The sequence below is a fragment of the Plastoroseomonas hellenica genome, from assembly GCF_018129085.1.
GTDB lineage: Bacteria > Pseudomonadota > Alphaproteobacteria > Acetobacterales > Acetobacteraceae > Plastoroseomonas > Plastoroseomonas hellenica.
Window position 1 is genome coordinate 66,792 of sequence record NZ_JAAGBB010000003.1, and the last position, 17,526, is coordinate 84,317.

The following is a 17,526-nucleotide window of genomic DNA, read 5'->3' on the forward strand; positions in this document are numbered from 1 at the left end:
CTACTCCGCCCGGCGCGGCGCCAGCGCCGCGATCGCTTCCTCGGCGGCCCGGATGCCGCTCTGATAGGCGCCATGCGCGGTGGAGAAGTCGTCGCGGTGCGTCGCTTCGCCGGCGAAGAACAGCCGATCCTCGAAGGGGCGCGCGAGATCGCCCCTTGCCGCCGCGCGCCCCGGCAGCGCGTGGCTGTAGGCGCCGCCCACATGGTCCATCCTGCTCCAGTGCGAGGCCACCAGCGGGCGAAGGCAGCGCCGCACCTCCGATCCGAACAACGCCGCGAGCTGATCGATCGCGCGGGCGAAGCCGGCGGCCGGGCCTTCTTCCTCCAGCATCCGGGCACCCTCCCCGCCGATGAAGCACTCGATGACCGGGCGCCCGAGCGGGCGGATATAATGGGCGCCGGTCCTGGCGTCGCGGGGATCGCCGAGCACCTGTGTCTCGGGCGCGAAGGGGCTGTCGCCGAGGATCTCGAGGAAGAGCTTCTCGTCGTGCCCGAGCGGCAGGCAGGAAGCGGCGTGGCGCCATGCATCGAGCGCGGCCGGCAGCCTGATGGCGCCGCCGGCGAGCACGGCCGTCGAGACGGTCAGGATCGCGCCGCGCGCGGCGATGGTGCCGGCGGGCGTCGCGATGCTGACGCCGGCCCGATCGAGCGCGATGGCCTCGACTGGCGTGGCGAGCCGCAGCGGTACCTTCGGTGGCAGGCTCGCGGCAATGAGCCGGCCATACCCGGCCGTGACGCGCCAATTGCATTCGGTCGAGGCGGCATCATAGGCGAGGTAGTCGGCGGCCGAGATGCGTTCGAGCCCGGCGCCGCTGATGAAGCCGCTCATGGCCTGCAGATAGGCATTCCATTCGCCGCCTGCTTCCAGCGCGTCGGCCGCGACGTCGCTGGCTGGCGGTGCCATCGCCAGCCGCTCGCTCCATGCGGCGAAGGCGCCAGCGGCCGCAACCTGTTCCGCGCGCGAGAAGCCGAGATCGCGATACTGCTGGCGCCAGGCCGGGGGCCGGCGATCAATCGCGAAGCCCGAGGCTTCGGCGATGCCCGTCCAGGGATTGCGGTCGGCGGAATGCAGCCAGCCGCAGCCGAGATCGAGCGGCAGCCCGGCCACATCGCAGGTCCACGCGCGGCCACCGACCCGCTGCCCGGCTTCCAGCAGCAGGGCCGACAGCCCGCTCTCCGCCAGGCGCCGCGCGGCGGCGACGCCCGCCGCCCCGGCGCCGACGATCACCACATCCGGATCCACGCTCATGCTTCTCATCCTCGATCCCAGCCCCAGTATGCCGGACCTGAAAGGTCGTCGCCCGCGACCCGTCGCCAGGCTGGGCGACTTCGTGGTGGAACGATAAGGTCATCGGAACGGCGCCGATGCGAATGGCCGGCGGAGACCCCGCCCCGCCGTGAGGGTTTGTCCGCTCATGCTCCTGTTCGAGACGATCCTGGGATTGCTGCTGAGCGCGACGGTCCTGTCGATGCTCGCCAGGCGCTTGCGCATCCCTTACCCCACGCTTCTGGCGCTGGGCGGTGCCCTGATCGCGTTCCTGCCTGGCCTGCCCCGGCTCGATCTGCCGCCAGAGCTCATCCTCGCCCTCTTCGTGGCGCCGGTGCTGCTGGATGCGGCCTATGATGCCTCCCTGCGTGACCTTCGGCGCAACTGGCGCCCCATCCTGTCGCTCGTCCTGGTCGCGGTCGGGCTGACGACGGTGGCCGTCGCCTGCGCCGCCCGACTGCTCCTTCCCGACATGCCATGGGCCGCCGCGATCGCGCTCGGCGCGCTGCTGGCGCCGCCGGATGCGGTCGCCGCGCTGGCGATCATGCGCCACGTCACTCCGCCACACCGCATCCGCATGGTGCTGGAGGGAGAAAGCCTGCTGAACGATGCCTCTGCGCTGCTCATCTACAAGCTCGCCGTCGGCGCCGTCGTCGCGGGTGGCTTCAGCGCGGCGAGCGCGCTGCCAACCTTCGTCGTCGTGGTGTTCGGCAGCATCCTGGCCGGATGGGCTCTGGCCTGGCCGGTGGCACGGCTGAACGAGCGCATCAGCGACGTGCCCAGCGCGGTCATTCTCCAGTTCGTGGGCACATTTGGCGTGTGGCTCCTCGCGGAGCGTCTCGGCCTCTCCGGCGTGGTCACCATCGTCGTCTTCGGTCTCACATTGGCGCAGCGCCCGGCTTTGGCAGTGCCGGCCCGGGTCAGGATCCCTTCCTTCGCGATCTGGGAATCCGCGACCTTTGTGCTGAACGTCCTGGCCTTCACCCTGATCGGTCTTCAGATCGGACCGATCCTCGAAACGCTGGAGGGGGCGCAGCGGCTGGAATTCTGCCTGGCGGCGCTGGTGATCCTCGCGGTCGTCATCCTCGTCCGCCTCGTCTGGGTGATGAGCTATGGCTTTTGGCGCTGGCGCCGCGTGCCGGGCGGCGATCATTCGGCACCGACCGCGGCGATGACGGCGAAGACCGGGCTTGTCGTGGGATGGTCGGGGATGCGTGGCATCGTTTCCCTCGCCGCCGCGATGGCGCTGCCGGCGGAGTTTCCCCAGCGCGACTTCATCCAGCTCACCGCCTTCGTCGTCGTGCTGGGAACCCTGCTGTTGCAGGGGTTGACGCTGCGCCCGCTCCTCGCCCTCCTCCGATTGCCCAAGGACGACACCGTCGAAGCGGAAATCGGGCTGGCGCGCGGGGTCGCGCTCAAGGCGGCCATGGCGGCGTTGGAGGGCGACGACACGGACGCCGCGCAGCGCCTGCGGATGGAATATCAGGAGGCCTTGAGCAAGGCCAGGAGCGGACACGACCCGCGCAACTCGATGGACAACAAGCTGCGGCGGCAGAGCGTGCCGGCCTCCCGCCATGCGATCGCCGATCTTCGGCGCAGCGGCAAGATTGGCGATGCCGCCTACCGCGCGGTCGAGGAAGAGCTCGATTGGCTGGATCTGAGCTCGCGCGCGCGGGAGGTTCCCGGCTGAAGCTCCCACCGCCGCGTCTTGGTGCCTCGTGGCGTGGCGTTTGCTTGGCATGCGGCTGGGAAGCCAGCCGCACGGTGCCACCGCCCAGCAGGGAGCACCGTCATGCAGCGCCGCCAATTCCTTCACGCCGCCGCGGCCAGCCTGGCCGCCGCGCCATTCGCCGCGCCCCGTATCGCCAGGGCCCAGGACCAGCGCGTGCTGCGTTTCGTGCCCTATGCCGATGTCGCGGTCGTCGATCCGATCTGGACCACCGCCTATGCGACGCGCACCCATGCGCTCGCGGTCTTCGACACGCTCTATGGCACCGCCGCGGATTTCTCCGTCCATCCGCAGATGGTCGCCGGCCATGCCGTGGAGGATGACGGCAGGCTCTGGCGGCTGACGCTCCGCGAGGGGCTGCGCTTCCATGACGGCATGCCGGTCCTCGCCCGCGACTGCGTCGCCTCGATCAGGCGCTGGGCACGGCGCGATACCTTCGGGCAATTGCTCGCTGCCGCGACCGACGAACTCTCGGCGACCGATGACCGCACCATCACCTTCCGCCTGAAGCGCCCCTTCCCGCTGCTGCCCGACGCGCTCGGCCGCCCGAGCTCCCTGGTGCCTGTGATCATGCCAGAGCGCCTGGCGCTGACCGATCCCTTCACCCAGGTGCCGGAGGTGATCGGCAGCGGCCCCTTCCGTTTCCTGGCGGAGGAGCGCGTCGCCGGCGCCCGCGTGGTCTATGCCCGGCATCAGGGCTATGTGCCGCGGCCGGACGGCGTCTCCAGCCAGACCGCCGGCCCGCGCATCGCGCATGTCGACCGCGTCGAGTTCAACGTCATCCCCGATCCCGCGACCGCGGTCGCCGCGCTGCAATCCGGCGCCGTCGACTGGGTGGAGCAGCCGCTGATCGACCTGCTGCCGCTGCTGCGCCGTTCCCGCGAGATCGCGATCGAGGTGAAGGACACCACCGGCATGGTCGGCAATCTGCGCTTCAACCACCTGCATCCGCCCTTCGACAAGGCAGCGGTGCGACGTGTGGTGATGCGCGCGGTCAGCCAGGCCGATTGCATGACGGCGGTCGCCGGCAACGATGCCTCGCTCTGGCGCGAGCGCGTCGGGATCTTCGCGCCGGGCACGCCGATGGCGAGCGATGCGGGGTTGCCGCCGGCGGGCGCGCGGCCAGACCTCGCTGCGCTCCGGCGCGAACTGGACGCCGCCGGCTATGGCGGGGAGCGCATCGTCATGCTGGCCGGCGCCGACGTGCCGCGCATCAACGCTGTCTGCGAAGTGACGGCGCAGGTCATGCGGCAATTGGGCATGAACATCGACTTCGTCGCGACCGACTGGGGCACGGTCAACAACCGCATCACCAATCGCCGTTCGGTCGATGAGGGCGGCTGGAGCTGCTACTGCGTCTACACCTCGGGCTCCGACCTGGCGGTGCCGGCGACCTATAACGCGCTGCGGGCCGGCGGCGCTTCCGCGGGCCCCGGCTGGCCGAACATCCCGGCCCTGGAAGCCCTGCGGGCGCGCTGGCTCGAGGCGCCGACGCTCACGGTGCAGCAGGCGATCTGCCGCGACATCCAGCTCCTTTGCGGGGAGGAAGCGCCCTTCGTCGTGCTCGGGCAGTTCACCCAGCCGGTCGCCTATCGGAAGACCCTGACCGGGATGATGGACGGGCTGCCGGTGCTGACCAACCTGCGCAAGGGATAGCGGAACCCGGAGCGGATACCGCTCAATGCGGCCGCAACTCGCCCCAGGCCGGATCCCAGACCCCGTAGGGATCGATGATCACGAGCGGCGTCTGCAGCGCCTGCGCCTTCCGGATGCCGTCATTGATCGCGAGCGCCGCCGGGCGGGACGTCAGGCCCGGGCCGGCCGGCAGCTCGCCGGTGATCGGCAGGCCGCGACGGCCGTCCGGCGGCACCACGACACCGACCAGAATGCCAGCATCGTCCTCGGTGATGTGCACGGCGACCTCCACTGGAAGCGCTTCCGCACGGCTGACGAAGACCCCTTGGCCCAACATTCTTCTCTTCTCCCCGCCGGCGCTGTCGCCGGCAGGGAAAGCCTATCAGACGTGGGGGCGAGACGCAGCCGCCGCGGCATCATCTTCCCGCCCCGAGCCCCGCGGCCTCCGCCAGCAGCGCATAGCTCCGCGCCCGCGCCTCCGGGTCGTGGCAAGGGCTGAGCACCGCCACCTCGCCCACGCCCATTTCCGCCGCCAGTGCCGTGAGCCGCGCCAGCACCTGCTCCGGCGTGCCGACGATGGCGCGGCCCCGGCCGCGCTCGAGATGCGCCCGCTCCGCCTCGCTCAACGGATAGGCCTCCGCCTCCTCCACGCTCGGCAGCGGTGGGTAGCGGCCACGGTCGCGATGCAGCCGCCAGATCTCGCGCGATCGATAGAGGCGCCAGGCCTCGGTTTCGGTCGGCGCCGTCAGCGCGAAGACCGCGATCGCGCCCTGCGGTGCCGGCAGCCGCCCGGCCTCGGCTTTGAAGCTCCGGCGATAGGCCTCCATCGCCTCGGCGCAGCCGGCGCCGTCGGTGATGAAATGCGCGAAGCAATAGGGCAGGCCGAAATAGCCGGCGAGCTGCGCCCCGTAGTCGCTGCTGCCGAGGATCCAGACCTCCGGGCGCGTCGGCACCTCCGGGTTGGCCCGGATCATCGCGAAGGGATGGTCGACCGGCAGCCCCTCCCCGGTCCAGCCCAGCAGCTCCTGGACCTGGGCGGGGAAGCGGTCCTCCACCTGGCGCGCCGCCAGCGGGTTGAGTGCGACGGCCGTGCGTCCGTCCGAGCCCGGCGCCCGCCCGACGCCGAGGTCTATGCGGCCGGGTGCGATCGCTTCCAGCGCGCGGAACTGCTCGGCGACCTTCAGCGCGGAATAATGCGGCAGCATGATCCCGGCGGAACCGACGCGGATGCGCCGCGTCGTCGCGGCGATGGCGGCGATCAGGATTTCCGGCGCGCTGCCGGCGTGGGACTGGCTGTTATGGTGCTCCGCCAGCCAGTACCGCGCATAGCCCCAGTCATCCGCCCGGCGCGCGAGTGCCAGGGTTTCGGCAACCGCGTCGCCGGCCCCGCGGCCGGAGGCGATGGTCGATTGGTCGAGGATGGAGAGGCTGATCGGCATCCGCGCAGGATGCGGAAGGTCGGCCAGGGGCGCAATGTATCAGCGGCCTCAGCGCCGGCGCGGCTCGCCCCGCAGAGACAGGCGGCGGCCTGCGGCCGCGGGGCGTCACGCCGGAGGCGTGCTATCGCACGACACCCGTTCGGGCGCTCAGCCCTTGGCCAGCTTCCTGACCGCGCTCGCTACCGGGCGCTTGCCCTCGCCGACGTAGCCCTCGTGGTATTCCTCGATGCGGGCGGGGTCGTAAAGGTAGTTCACCATCAGCCCGCAGCTCTCCTGCAGCCCCTTCTCGCTGACGTCGCCGCGCCAGTTGATGCGCTCAATGCGGGCACCGTTCGAGAGGTGGAAATGCGCCACCGGATCGCGCGCCCGCCCGGTCCGGCCCTTCGCTTCCTCGAACGCCAGGTAGCGTGCGGTCAGCCGGATCAGGATCGGCTCCAGAGCCTTGGCCAGCGCCTCGTCGCGCAGCCAGAAGCGGCGCGCCAGCACCCGGCGCAGCACCTCCAGCGGTGCCTCGGCGCGCAGCTCCGCCGGTGCCGCGTCCGGGGCAGCGATCGCCGCCGGCATCGGGCAGGCGGCGGCCAGCAGCTTCGCCTCCTCCTCGGTCACCAGCCCCATCTCGCCCGCGGCCATCTGCTGGTCGAGCCAGCGGCGGAAACCCGGGATCGGGGAGAGCGTCGCGAAGCACTTCAGGTTGCGGAACTCGTCCGACAGCAGCGACACCACGCGCTTGATCAGGAAGTTGCCGAAGGAGATTCCATCGAGGCCGCGCTGGCAGTTGTTGATCGAATAGAAGATCGCCGTGTCGGCTTCGCGCGGGTTCAGCACCGGCGCCTTCTCGTCGAGCAGCGCCTGCACGCTTTGCGCCATGCCCTTCACCAGCGCGACCTCGACGAAGATCAGCGGCTCCTCCGGCATGCGCGGATGGAAGAAGGCATAGCATCGGCGGTCGGAATCGAGCCGGTTCTTCAGGTCGCGCCAGGTGCGGATGCGGTGCACCGCCTCATAGCCGACCAGTTTCTCGAGCAGCGCCGCCGGACTGTGCCAATCGATCCGCCGGAGCTCCAGGAAGCCGACATCGAACCAGGCGGCGAGCTGGCCGCGCAGGTCGCCGTCCAGCGCGGTCAGCATCGCGTCGCCATCCATGCGCCGCATCAGCTCGGCGCGCAGGTCGACCAGGAACTTCATCCCGTCGGGGATGGTGGTGAACTGGGTCAGCAGCTTGAGGCGCGGCGGCTCCAGCACGCGGCGCAGCTTCGCCTTGGCGGCGGCACGCTCGGCGGTGTTGGTCGCGGCGGTGACGCGGGCCATGGCGCGGGTCACCGCCGCGGCATCGGAATCGAGGTTGGCCAGCGCCCGCAGGAATTCGTCCCGGCCGGAATGATCGGCCGCCAAATAGGCTTCCGCGAGCTTCGCCGCCCGGTTGCGGGCCGAGACCTCGCCGCCGCGGGCTTCGAGGCAGGTGCGGAGCTGCTCGGCGAAGCCCTCCCCGGCGCCGCCCGATACGCTTGCCGCCATGTCGCGCCATAGGGTGGTCACCCGACGCAGTGCCCGGTCGAAAAGGCCAGGCTGGATAGCGAGATCAGACATCGACGGCTCCAACACGACAGATGTGAAATCTAGCGTAACCCTGCGTGAGATGCATCCCTGAAGCCTGTCACCTTGCCGCGTGACGGGCGGTGCTGGCGGAGGCTAAAATCTTCTCCAAACAGGCCATGGAGGGAATGACGGTGCCACAGGAACGCAGCCTGAGGGAGCTTTATGCCGAGGATGCGGAGCGCGCCGACGCCCTCGCCTTCGGCCGCCGGGGCGCGCTGAAGGGTGCCTCCCTTGCCGCCCTCGGGGCGGCGCTCGGCGCCGGCATTCCCTTTTCGCGGCACATGCCGGTCGGCTACCTGCCCGCCGCGCTGGCGCAGGGCGCGCCGGCGACGCTGCGCATGGACGGCAAGGCGGCGCTGGTCATCCTCGGTGAGCGGCCGCTGGTCGCGGAAACGCCGGAGACCATGCTCGATGACGCCGTCACCCCGGTCGACAAGCTGTTCATCCGCAACAACGGCCAGGTTCCGGAGGCCTTCGCGGGTGATCCGCGAAGCTGGAAGATCCGGATCGATGGCGAGGTGAACACGCCGCTCGAGATCACGCTCGGCGAGTTGGAGCAGCGCTTCCCACCCGTCACACTACAGTTGCAGATGGAATGCGGCGGCAATGGCCGGGGCCAGTTCCAGCCGCAGACCCGCGGCAACCAATGGGGCAATGGCGCCATCTCCAACGCTGCCTGGACCGGCGTCCGGCTGCGGGACGTGCTCACGGCTGCCGGGCTGAAGCCCGGGGCCAGCCATACCGGGCATTTCGGTGCCGACCCGCATCTCTCGGGCGATCCGAACCGCGCCGCGATCAGCCGCGGCATGCCGATCGCGAAGGCGATGGAGGAGGACACGCTGATCGCCCTTCGCCTGAACGGCCAGCCGATCCCGAACATCCATGGCGCGCCGGCGCGGCTGCTGGTGCCGGGTTGGCCCGGCAGCCTCAGCCAGAAATGGCTGACCCGCATCCTCGTGCGGTCGACGCCGCATGACGGCGCCGGGATGGGCGGCACCTCCTACCGCGTGCCCGTGCGCCCGATCGTGCCGGGCAGCGAGAACAACGGGCGCGACTTCGCCGACATGCAGTCGATGCCGGTGCGCTCCGTGCTGACCAGCCTCGCCCACGGCGCACGGCTGCCGGCCGGGACACGGGAGATCGATCTGCGCGGCGCCGCCTGGGCCGGCGACGACACGGTCAGGGCAGTGGATGTCTCGCTCGATTTCGGCGCCACCTGGCGGCCGATGCAGGTCGCGGCACCGGCCAATCGCCATGCCTGGCAGCGCTGGACCGGCAAGGCGGCGCTGCCTTCGGATGGCTATTTCGAGGTCTGGTACCGCGCCACCGACGACAAGGGCCGCATGCAGCCGCACCTGCCTGCGAACTGGAACCCGCAGGGCTATGGCGCCAACGCGATCAGCCGCGCCGCGATCCTGGTCGGATGAGGTTGCTGCCATTGCTCGGCGCGCTGGCGATCCTCGGGGCCGCGCCCCTGGCCCGCGCCCAGGACAGCGAGCCGGAAACCGAGGATGTCCTGCCGCCCGGCGAAGGCCGCGAAGAGACCTTCTACGGCTGCACCGCCTGTCACAACACGGCAGTCATCCGCCGCTCCCGACTGTCCCGGACGCAATGGGAGGGGCTGATGGACTGGATGACCGAAAAGCACGGCATGGCGCCGCTGGACGGCGAGCCGCGGCGGGTGATCGTCGATTACCTCACCCGCCATTTCGGCCCCGCTGCCCCGAACCCACGCGCCCGCAATCCGTTCCTGAACTAGCTTCGAAAGACAGCCCGGCCATTGAACGTCACCGCGACAGCCGCGCCATCGTCTCCGGATAGGCGAAGATGCCCGGGCTGCCGCCGGTGTGGATCCAGACGACGGTGCCGCCGTCCCGGAAGCGGCCCTGCCGCGCCAGGCCGATCAGCCCGGCCATGCCCTTGCCGGCATAGACCGGATCGAGGGCCAGGCCCTCGCAGCGCGCGGCGAGGCGGATCGCCTCCTCGGTCGTGGCATCCGCGACGCCATAGGCCGGCCCACTCCAGCCCGCGGCGACCTCCACCCGGTCATCCTCCCAGCGCCCCGCGACGCCGAGCAGCGCCGCCGCCTCCCGGCCGACGCGGCAGACATCGGCCCTGACGCGCGCGGGCTGCGCGTCCACATCGACGCCGATCACCCGTGCCGGATGGCCGAGCGCCAGCAGGCCGGCCAGCAACCCCGCCTGCGTGCCCGCGCTGCCGCTGCCATGGACGATCCAGGCGACCTCGGGGCAGTCGCGGATGATTTCCTCGGCCGCCACCACGTAGCCCATGGCGCCCAGCGCGTCGGAGGCGCCATAGGGCACCAGGTAGACGCGGCGGCCCTCGGCCCGCAGGTCGTCGGCGATGCCGTGCAGCCGGGCGTTCCGGTCCTCGTCCCAGGGGATGTTGTGGATGACCGCGCCATAGAGGCGGTCCAGCAGGATGTTGCCGGTTTCCTCATAGCCCGGCTCGGTCGCGCTCAGGCGGCCGCGCATGATGCCGAGATGGCATGCAATGCCGAGCTTCGCGCAGGCGGCGGCCACCTGGCGCGCGGTGTTCGACTGCACGACGCCGCCGCAGACCACGCAATCGGCGCCCGCTGCCTGCGCCGCGGCCAGGTCGAATTCCAGCTTGCGGATCTTATTGCCCCCGAGCCCGAGGCCGGTGCAGTCATCCCGCTTCACCCGGAGGGACGCCAGGCCCAGCAATGCGCCGAGCCTGGGTGCCGCCTCCATCGGCGTCGGGAGATGGGCCAGAAGCAGGCGCGGCAAATCCCGGAGGGCGGCGAGCGCATCGGTCATGCCGGCAGGTTGGACGCCCCCCTGCCCGCGCACAACATCGTACCGGTCAGCCGCGGCGGTTCAGGGACCCGAGAGGTAGGTGCCCAGGATCACGCGGTCCTTGCCCGCGCGCTTCGCCTCGTACATCCGGTTGTCGGCGACCCGGATCGCATCGGAGACAGTCTCGGGAGGCGAGAGGAAGACGGTGCTGCCGATCGAAGCCGTGACCGGCCAGCCGCATGCCCCGAGCCCGTCCCGGATCGCGGCGCAGAGGCGCTCGCCGATCCGCTGCGCCTCCTCGGCATCGGACGCGGCGAGCAGCACGGCGAATTCGTCCCCGCCCAGCCGCCCGACGACATCCTCCCGGCGGACCTCCTCGTTCAGGATGGAGGCGACGCCCCGCAGCACCGCGTCGCCGGCCTGATGGCCGTGCCGGTCATTGATCGCCTTGAAGCCGTCGAGATCCGCGTAGAGCAGCGTCAGCGGCTGCCGGTCGCGGCACATACGGGCGATCGCCTTGTCGAGGGCGTCGAGGAAGGCGGCGCGGCTGGCGAGCCCGGTCAGGGCGTCGGTCATGGCCAGGTCGTGGATCGCCTGGATCCGGCGCCGCAGCTCCAGCGCCGTCATCACCGCGCGCGCCAGGGTGCCGAGCGCCTCCCGCTGCGCGGGCGTGATGTCCCGCGGCGCCCGGTCGATGACGCAGAGGGTGCCGAGCGCGTGGCCTTCCGGGCTGACCAGCGGCGCCCCGGCATAGAAGCGGATATGCGGCGCGCCCGTGACCAGCGGATTATCCAGGAAGCGCGGGTCGAGCTGGGCATCCGGCACCACCAGCATCTCCTGGGGCCGCAGGATCGCGTGCGCGCAGAAGGCGAGGTCGCGGCCGGTCTGCCCGACCTCCATGCCGACCTGCGCCTTGAACCATTGGCGGTCCGCGTCGAGGAGGGAGACCAGCGCGATCGGGCTGCCGGTGATCTGGGCCGCCAGCCGGGTCAGCTCGTCGAAAGCGGCTTCGCTGGCGGTGTCCAGGACCTCGTAGGAGCGCAGCACCCGCAGGCGTTCGGCCTCGGAGATCGGTATGACGGCGGCGGGCAACGCGATACGTCCCTTGGATTGCGGCTGCCGCCATCATGGCCCAGCGTCGATGTCCAAACCATGAACGGCTTGGGCGAGCCGTTATGGCCAGGCGAAGCCGGGCCGCGTCAATCAACCTTTTGCTGAACGATCCCTGCCGCCTGAAGTGCGGCGGGAAGTGCGGCGATGACGTCCTCCGGAATCAGGCCGGGCCCGATCCGCCGTGCCGCCTCCCCCTGCGCCCAGGCGCCGGCGCAGGCGGCCTCGAAGGGCGCCATCCCGCGCGCGATCAGCGCCGCGATGGTGCCGGCCAGCACATCGCCGCTGCCGCCGGTCGCGAGGCTCGGTGGTGCGTTCTCGTTGATCGCGGCGCGGCCATCCGGCGCGGCGATGACGGTATCGGCCCCTTTCAGCAGCACCACGCCCCCGATCCGCGCCGCCGCGGCGCGGCACGCGGCCAATCGATCCAGGGGGTCCCCGAACATGTAGGCGAATTCCCGGGCATGGGGCGTGAGGACCGTGGCCCCCACGAGCGCCTCCGGCGCGCCGACACAGGCGGTGAGCAGCGCCGCATCCGCGACCAACACCCGGCCGGCCGCGATCACGCTGCGCCCCAGCGCCTGGGTCGCGGCATCCGGGGCGAGGCCCGGCCCGACCACCCAGACCGAGCGCCGCGCATCCGCCAGCAGCGTGGCCGCCGCTTCCTCCGTCACCATCGCGCCCGGCTCGCCGCCGCGCAGGATCGCCGCCGTCGCCGCATCGGGCGCCATCAGGCTGACGAGCCCCGCCCCGGCCCGCCGTGCCGCCCCCGCCGCGAGCCGGGCCGCCCCGGTCATCGTGGCACCGGCCGCCACCGTCACGTGCCCGCGCCGGTATTTGTGGTCCTCCACCCGCGCCGCCGGCAGGTGCCAGAGCCCCGGCGCATTGGCGAAGCAGCGCGGTGCGATCGCGTCCAGCACCGCCGCCGGCAGGCCGATATCGGCGCAGATCACCTCCCCGCAGAGGCTCCGCCCCGGCAGCAGCAAATGCCCGGGCTTGCGGCGGAAGAAGGTCACGGTCAGCGCCGCCTGCGGCGCGAAGCCGCGTACCTGGCCGGTCGCGCCGTCGATGCCGGAGGGCACGTCGACTGCCAGCAGCGGCGCCCGCACGGCATGCAACACCGCGGCCGCCACGCCATCGACGTCGCGCACGAGGCCGGCGCCGAAGACCGCGTCGATCACCAGCCCGGCCCGCGCGGCGCGCGCGGGGTCGAAGGGCACGCGCGGCCCGCGCCAGCGCGCCGCCGCCACCGCCGCATCGCTGCCCGCAGGCGGCACGCCGAGGGGCGCCACCGCCACATCCCAGCCCGCCTGTTCCAGGAGCCGCGCCGCGACATAACCGTCGCCACCATTGTTGCCCGGTCCCGCCAGCACCAGGGTCGGTGCCGGCCGGAAGCGTCGCATCGCGGCGCGCGCCACGGCGCGCCCCGCCGCTTCCATCAATGTGATCCCGGCAACACCGCGCGCGATCGCGGCCGCATCGGCGGCGCCCATCTCGGTGGGAGTCAGGAGCGCGAGCCTCATCATCGCGGGGAAGTTTCGCCGCTTCGCGCCATGGCTGCTAGCCTCTCGTCGAATCGACGGAGAGGCGCATGGCCTTCATCCTCGCGGTGGCGCAGCGCAAGGGCGGCGCCGGGAAGTCGACGCTGGCCGCCAACCTCGCCGCGGCGCTCGCCGGCGATGGTGGCAAGGTCGCGCTGATCGACACCGACCCGCAGCAGACCCTGACCCATTGGCACCGGGAACGCGCGAAGCAGGGCGCCCGCGCCGCGCCGATGGCCTTCGAATCGCCCTCCGGCTGGCGTCTCACCGGCGTCGTTGAGCGGCTGCGCCGCACGCCGGGCTTCGTCATCCTGGACACGCCGCCGCACAATGAGGCCGATGCCAAGCTCGCGATCCGCGCGGCCGATCTCGTGCTGGTGCCGCTGCAGCCCTCGCGCGCCGATCTCTGGGCGATGGATGGCACGCTTGGGCTTGCGGTCGCCGAGCGGCGGCCCTATCGCCTCGTGCTCAACCGCCTGCCCGCCTCGGGCAAGCTGCGCGAGGCGGTGATGGCGGAGCTCACGGCACGGAAGCTGCCGGTGATGGAACAGAGCCTCGGCAACCGCAGCGCCTTCGGCGATGCGCTCGGCCGTGGCCTCGGGGTGACCGAGGCTGCGCCCAAGGGCCTCGCCGCCGCCGAGATCCGGGCGCTGGCCGAGGCCGTGGCTGCTTTGTCGAGGACCTGAATGGGCAAGCTGATCTATGCCGCACATCTGCTGGGCGCGGTTCTCTGGGTAGGCGGCATGGCCTTCGCCCTGCTGGCGCTGCGCCCGGCCGCGCATGCCGTGCTCGAAGGCCCGCAGCGGCTGGCGCTGATGGAGCAGGTGTTCCGCCGCTTCTTCCTGATCGTCTGGCACGCCATGCCGATCGTGCTGCTCTCCGGCTGGGCGATCCTGTTCGGCTGGTATGGCGGCTTCGCGGGCGCCGGCTGGCATGTGCACCTGATGAACCTGACCGGGATCGTCATGGCGGCGATCTATCTGGCGATCACCCTCGGCCCCTGGAAGCGCATGCGCCGGGCGCTCGCTGGCGGGGACCGTCCGGCGGCGGCTGCTGCGATGGACGCGATCCGCAAGCTGGTGGCGATCAACCTGGTGCTCGGCCTCGCGACCATCGCCATCGCCGCCTGGGGGCGGTTCCCGGGATGAGCGAGGAAGCCCTGCCCGGCATCCGCATCGTCGAGGACGCGCAGCCGGAATTCGAGGCGGTCGGCGCCATCCAGCGCGGGCTGCACAACTACAATCAGGAGATGGGCGGCGACTACGACCGCGAACCCGTGACGCTGCTGGTGCAGGACGAGGAGGGCCACACCCTCGGCGGCTTGCTCGGCCTCACCTTCTGGGGCTGGCTGTTCATCGACTGGCTCTGGCTGGCCCCCGAGCAGCGCGGCAAGCGCCTGGGCGAGGCGTTGCTGAACCGGGCCGAGGCCATTGCCCGCGGCCGCGGCTGCAGGAACGTCTACACCGACACCTTCAGCTTCCAGGCGCCGGGCTTCTGGCAGCGGAACGGCTATGTGGAGTTCGGCCGCCTCGACGACATGCCGGCCGGGCATGCGCGCATCTGGTTCCGCAAGCCGCTGTGACGCCCGATCTGGAGATCACCGAGAGCCCGGCGGAAGCCGATTGCGCGGCGGTCTCGAACGGGCTTGGTGCCTACAACGACGCGGCCTACGGCCAACCGCTTGGCAAAGAAGCCCGCTGGATCATCTCCCGTGACGCCGCGGGCGCCGTGACCGGCGGTGCGCGCTGTGACCTCAGCGCCGGCTGGCTCTATCTCGACTGGCTCTGGGTGGCCGAGGCGGCGCGCGGCACCGGGCTCGGCCGCCGGCTGCTCGATGCTGCCGAGGCCCTGGCGCGGGAGCGCGGCCTTCTTGGCGTGCATCTCTGGACCTACAGCTTCCAGGCGCCGGGCTTCTACGTGAAGCATGGCTACACGGAATTCGCGCGCATGGCCGACATGCCGCCCGGTGCGACGCGGTTCTGGTTCGCCAAGCGCTTCTGACGCGGATCATGCCTGAACAGTTGGAGATTCGGCGAAGCATCGGCGGCAGAAAACCTCCTACGGCTCCCACTGCAGGGCGGTCGCGCCCTGCGTTGCGGAGAAGAGGGTGATATGCAGGACCGAGGCGCGACGAGCTTCCATGACGACTGCCGGCGCATCCATCGCGCATGGCATGAATGTGCGCGAACCGGCGATGCCGCGGGCTATCTCGCCCTCTATGCGGAGGATGCGGTGCTGGAGAGCCCACTGGTGCCCGTGGTGCTGGACGACGTGGCCGGCGGCGTGCTGCGTGGCCGAGGCGAGATCCACCGCTTCCTGACCGAAGCCGCCAGGCGCCTGACGCGGGGCCTGACGCACTGGTATCGGACCGATACCTGGACGACCGATGGCGAGCGCCTGCTGGTCTGGGAATATCCACGGGCGACGCCGGACGGCGAGCAGCTCGACATCGCCGAATTCATGGAGCTGGAGCATGGGCTGATCCAGCGCCACCGAATCTACTGGGGCTGCCACGGCACCGGGCTGCTGGCACGCCAGGCCCGGGGTGAGGCCGCCCTCTAAGACCTCACACCACCACCCGCCGATAGAGGTGCCAGGTGGCGTGTCCCAGCACGGGGATCACGACGGCGAGGCCCGCGAAGAGCAGCGCGCAGCCCGCCGCGAGCAGCACCGCCACGATCAGCCCCCAAAGCGCCATCGGCAGCGGGTTCGCCGCCACCGCCCGCAGCGAGGTGCGCACCGCGACATCGATCCCGACCAGGCGGTCGAGCAGCATCGGGAAGCTGACCACCGTGATGCTGAGGACCAGCGCCGCGAAGAGGAAGCCCACGCCGTTGCCGAGCAGGATCAGGCGCCAGCCCTCCTCGGTGCCGGTCACACGGTGCCAGAACTCCAGTGGTGAGCCGAGCGGGCCGGCGCCGAGCGTCGCCAGCAGGACCTCCCGCGCCGCCGCGATCCAGACGACGAAGATCACCAGCAGCACGACGCCCAGGGTCAGGATCGAGGGCAAGGCCGGTGAATACCGCACGTCCAGCGCATCCAGCGCCGAGACCGGCATCCCCCGCTCCCGCCGCCGGCTCAGCTCGTAGATGCCGAGGGCGGCGACCGGGCCGACCAGTGCGAAGCCGGAGACCAGCGGGAAGAATAGCGGCATCAGCGACCCGCCCCAGGCGGCGCGCGCGGCGAGGACGCCGACGATCGGGTAGATCAGCGCCAGGAAGACGAGCTGTGTCGGCGTCGCCAGGAAATCCCGCCAGCCATCCGCCAGAGCCCCCGCGAGATCGCTTGGGCCGATGCGCCGGATCGCGGGCTCCGCGGCCGAGGCATGCCGGTGCTCCATCCAAATCTCAGCCATCGTTCCTCTCCCTCGCCCCCTTTTCGCGGGGTGCGTTGCCGAAACCGGGCGGATGCGCGGCGGCAGCGGAACAGACCAGAGGCACGAGTGGCGGCCGGGCGATCCAGCAAAGAACATGGGACGGAACCGCCTGCGTTCCAAGCGATTCAACGCCTGAGGCCGAGCGTCACTTCCCGGTGCCAGATATAGAGCCCCGCCGCCACCAGCACGGCCATGCCCGCGAAATCCCAGCCATCCGGCAACTCGCCCCAGGCCAGGGCGCCGAGCAGGGTGGTCCAGAGGATGCCTGAATATTCGAAGGGCGCGATCAGGGTCGGCTCGCCGCGCCGATAGGCTTCGGTCATCAGCACCTGGGCAAGCGCAGAGACGAGGCCGGTGCCGATCAGCATCGTCCATTGGAAGGGTGTCGGCCACACCCAGACCGGCAGCGCCAGCACCCCCGACACCAGCGCGCTGCCGATCGCGAACCAGAGCACGATGGAGATCCCGGACTCGCCCTTCTCGCCGAGCTTGCGGATCGAGATCATCGCCAGAGCCCAGGCCAGGGCCGCCCCCAGCACGGCGAGGGTTGCATGGAGCGCATCCCCTGCTCGACCGTCCCAGGGCTCGACCATCAGCAGCACGCCGCCGAAGCCAACCGTCACCGCGGCCAGCCGCCGCGGTCCGACCCGCTCGCCCAGCAGCGGCACGGAGAGCAGGGTCAGGAACAGCGGCATGGTGAAGTTGAGCGCGGTCACCGTCGCCAGCGGCAGGTGCACATAGCCGTAGAAGGAGCCGAACATTCCCCCCAGCCCGAAGGCGATGCGGGACACATGCCCCCAGGGGTATTGCGTGCGCAGCGCGCGCCAGCCATTGCGCAACAGCAGCGGCAGCAGCGCCGGAATCGCGAAGAGGTTGCGGCACAGCACGACCTCGGCGAGCGGGATCCCGCCCTGCAGCGCCTTCACCATGGCCGCCGCCATCCCGAAGGTGCCCGCGGCGCCGAGGATCATCAGGATGGCGCGCCGTCGGGCGCTGCGATTCTCGGTGGGGTTGTCGGACATGGACGTTCCAGGGAGGCGAAGCTAGGGTCGCC

Annotated in this window: 18 protein-coding genes; 9 read left to right on the forward strand and 9 right to left on the reverse strand. The window is 71.1% G+C overall.

Annotated features, from left to right (window positions below):
- Positions 1 to 1,248: a flavin monoamine oxidase family protein gene (locus GXW71_RS03140; protein WP_211850939.1), complete on the reverse strand. Its 1,248-nt coding sequence runs from the start codon at positions 1,246 to 1,248 to the stop codon at positions 1 to 3.
- 166 nt (positions 1,249 to 1,414) lie between these two features.
- Between GXW71_RS03140 and GXW71_RS03145 the strand changes: the two genes are divergently transcribed.
- A complete protein-coding gene (locus GXW71_RS03145; protein ID WP_211850940.1) occupies positions 1,415 to 2,956 on the forward strand; it encodes a Na+/H+ antiporter in 1,542 nt (513 codons plus the stop codon).
- A 102-nt stretch (positions 2,957 to 3,058) separates the two neighbouring features.
- Positions 3,059 to 4,651, forward strand: coding sequence for an ABC transporter substrate-binding protein (locus GXW71_RS03150; protein WP_211850941.1), 1,593 nt, complete (start codon positions 3,059 to 3,061; stop codon positions 4,649 to 4,651).
- A gap of 22 nt (positions 4,652 to 4,673) precedes the next feature.
- Here GXW71_RS03150 and GXW71_RS03155 read toward each other — a convergent pair whose 3' ends face one another.
- The 3 genes from GXW71_RS03155 to GXW71_RS03165 all read right to left on the reverse strand — a co-directional run bounded on the left by GXW71_RS03155 (position 4,674) and on the right by GXW71_RS03165 (position 7,656).
- Positions 4,674 to 4,967, reverse strand: a complete 294-nt coding sequence (locus GXW71_RS03155) for a hypothetical protein (RefSeq protein WP_211850942.1) — start codon at positions 4,965 to 4,967, stop codon at positions 4,674 to 4,676.
- Between the two features lie 79 nt (positions 4,968 to 5,046).
- Entirely contained in the window at positions 5,047 to 6,069 is a 1,023-nt protein-coding gene (locus tag GXW71_RS03160) for an LLM class flavin-dependent oxidoreductase (RefSeq protein WP_211850943.1), read from the reverse strand.
- Between the two features lie 147 nt (positions 6,070 to 6,216).
- Positions 6,217 to 7,656 carry a malonyl-CoA decarboxylase gene (locus GXW71_RS03165; protein ID WP_211850944.1) on the reverse strand — a complete coding sequence of 480 codons (1,440 nt, stop codon included), beginning with the start codon at positions 7,654 to 7,656 and terminating at the stop codon, positions 6,217 to 6,219.
- Positions 7,657 to 7,790: 134 nt separating this feature from the next.
- Between GXW71_RS03165 and GXW71_RS03170 the strand changes: the two genes are divergently transcribed.
- Both GXW71_RS03170 and GXW71_RS03175 read left to right on the forward strand, forming a co-directional pair.
- Positions 7,791 to 9,092: a sulfite oxidase gene (locus GXW71_RS03170; RefSeq protein ID WP_211850945.1), complete on the forward strand. Its 1,302-nt coding sequence runs from the start codon at positions 7,791 to 7,793 to the stop codon at positions 9,090 to 9,092.
- Between the two features lie 11 nt (positions 9,093 to 9,103).
- The gene (locus GXW71_RS03175) at positions 9,104 to 9,424 is read left to right on the forward strand and encodes a hypothetical protein (RefSeq protein WP_211850946.1); all 321 of its coding nucleotides are present in this window, start codon (positions 9,104 to 9,106) and stop codon (positions 9,422 to 9,424) included.
- 28 nt (positions 9,425 to 9,452) lie between these two features.
- Here the strand turns inward: GXW71_RS03175 and GXW71_RS03180 are convergent, their stop codons facing one another.
- The 3 genes from GXW71_RS03180 to GXW71_RS03190 form a co-directional block, all read right to left on the reverse strand.
- A complete protein-coding gene (locus GXW71_RS03180) occupies positions 9,453 to 10,466 on the reverse strand; it encodes a D-cysteine desulfhydrase family protein (protein ID WP_211850947.1) in 1,014 nt (337 codons plus the stop codon).
- A 60-nt stretch (positions 10,467 to 10,526) separates the two neighbouring features.
- Positions 10,527 to 11,537 (reverse strand): GGDEF domain-containing protein, encoded by a 1,011-nt coding sequence (locus tag GXW71_RS34665; RefSeq protein WP_246526233.1) that lies wholly within the window; start codon positions 11,535 to 11,537, stop codon positions 10,527 to 10,529.
- A gap of 107 nt (positions 11,538 to 11,644) precedes the next feature.
- On the reverse strand, positions 11,645 to 13,081 hold the full coding sequence (locus tag GXW71_RS03190; RefSeq protein ID WP_246526234.1) for an NAD(P)H-hydrate dehydratase: 1,437 nt from the start codon (positions 13,079 to 13,081) through the stop codon (positions 11,645 to 11,647).
- A gap of 65 nt (positions 13,082 to 13,146) precedes the next feature.
- On the opposite strand from GXW71_RS03190, the gene parA reads away from it, so the two are divergent.
- The 5 genes from parA to GXW71_RS03215 all read left to right on the forward strand — a co-directional run bounded on the left by parA (position 13,147) and on the right by GXW71_RS03215 (position 15,658).
- Positions 13,147 to 13,782, forward strand: coding sequence for a ParA family partition ATPase (gene parA, locus GXW71_RS03195; protein WP_211850948.1), 636 nt, complete (start codon positions 13,147 to 13,149; stop codon positions 13,780 to 13,782).
- The gene (locus GXW71_RS03200) at positions 13,783 to 14,244 is read left to right on the forward strand and encodes a CopD family protein (protein ID WP_211850949.1); all 462 of its coding nucleotides are present in this window, start codon (positions 13,783 to 13,785) and stop codon (positions 14,242 to 14,244) included.
- Positions 14,241 to 14,678, forward strand: a complete 438-nt coding sequence (locus GXW71_RS03205; RefSeq protein ID WP_211850950.1) for a GNAT family N-acetyltransferase — start codon at positions 14,241 to 14,243, stop codon at positions 14,676 to 14,678. Before GXW71_RS03200 ends, GXW71_RS03205 begins: the two co-directional genes overlap by 4 nt.
- Positions 14,675 to 15,097 (forward strand): GNAT family N-acetyltransferase, encoded by a 423-nt coding sequence (locus GXW71_RS03210; protein ID WP_211850951.1) that lies wholly within the window; start codon positions 14,675 to 14,677, stop codon positions 15,095 to 15,097. The genes GXW71_RS03205 and GXW71_RS03210 overlap by 4 nt, the downstream gene beginning before the upstream one ends.
- 111 nt (positions 15,098 to 15,208) lie before the next feature.
- A complete protein-coding gene (locus GXW71_RS03215; RefSeq protein WP_211850952.1) occupies positions 15,209 to 15,658 on the forward strand; it encodes a nuclear transport factor 2 family protein in 450 nt (149 codons plus the stop codon).
- Between the two features lie 4 nt (positions 15,659 to 15,662).
- Here GXW71_RS03215 and GXW71_RS03220 read toward each other — a convergent pair whose 3' ends face one another.
- Both GXW71_RS03220 and GXW71_RS03225 read right to left on the reverse strand, forming a co-directional pair.
- Positions 15,663 to 16,451, reverse strand: a complete 789-nt coding sequence (locus GXW71_RS03220) for a DUF2189 domain-containing protein (RefSeq protein ID WP_211850953.1) — start codon at positions 16,449 to 16,451, stop codon at positions 15,663 to 15,665.
- A gap of 146 nt (positions 16,452 to 16,597) precedes the next feature.
- Complete coding sequence (locus tag GXW71_RS03225; protein WP_211850954.1) at positions 16,598 to 17,494, reverse strand: DMT family transporter; 897 nt, start codon at positions 17,492 to 17,494, stop codon at positions 16,598 to 16,600.
- Positions 17,495 to 17,526 lie beyond the last annotated feature (32 nt).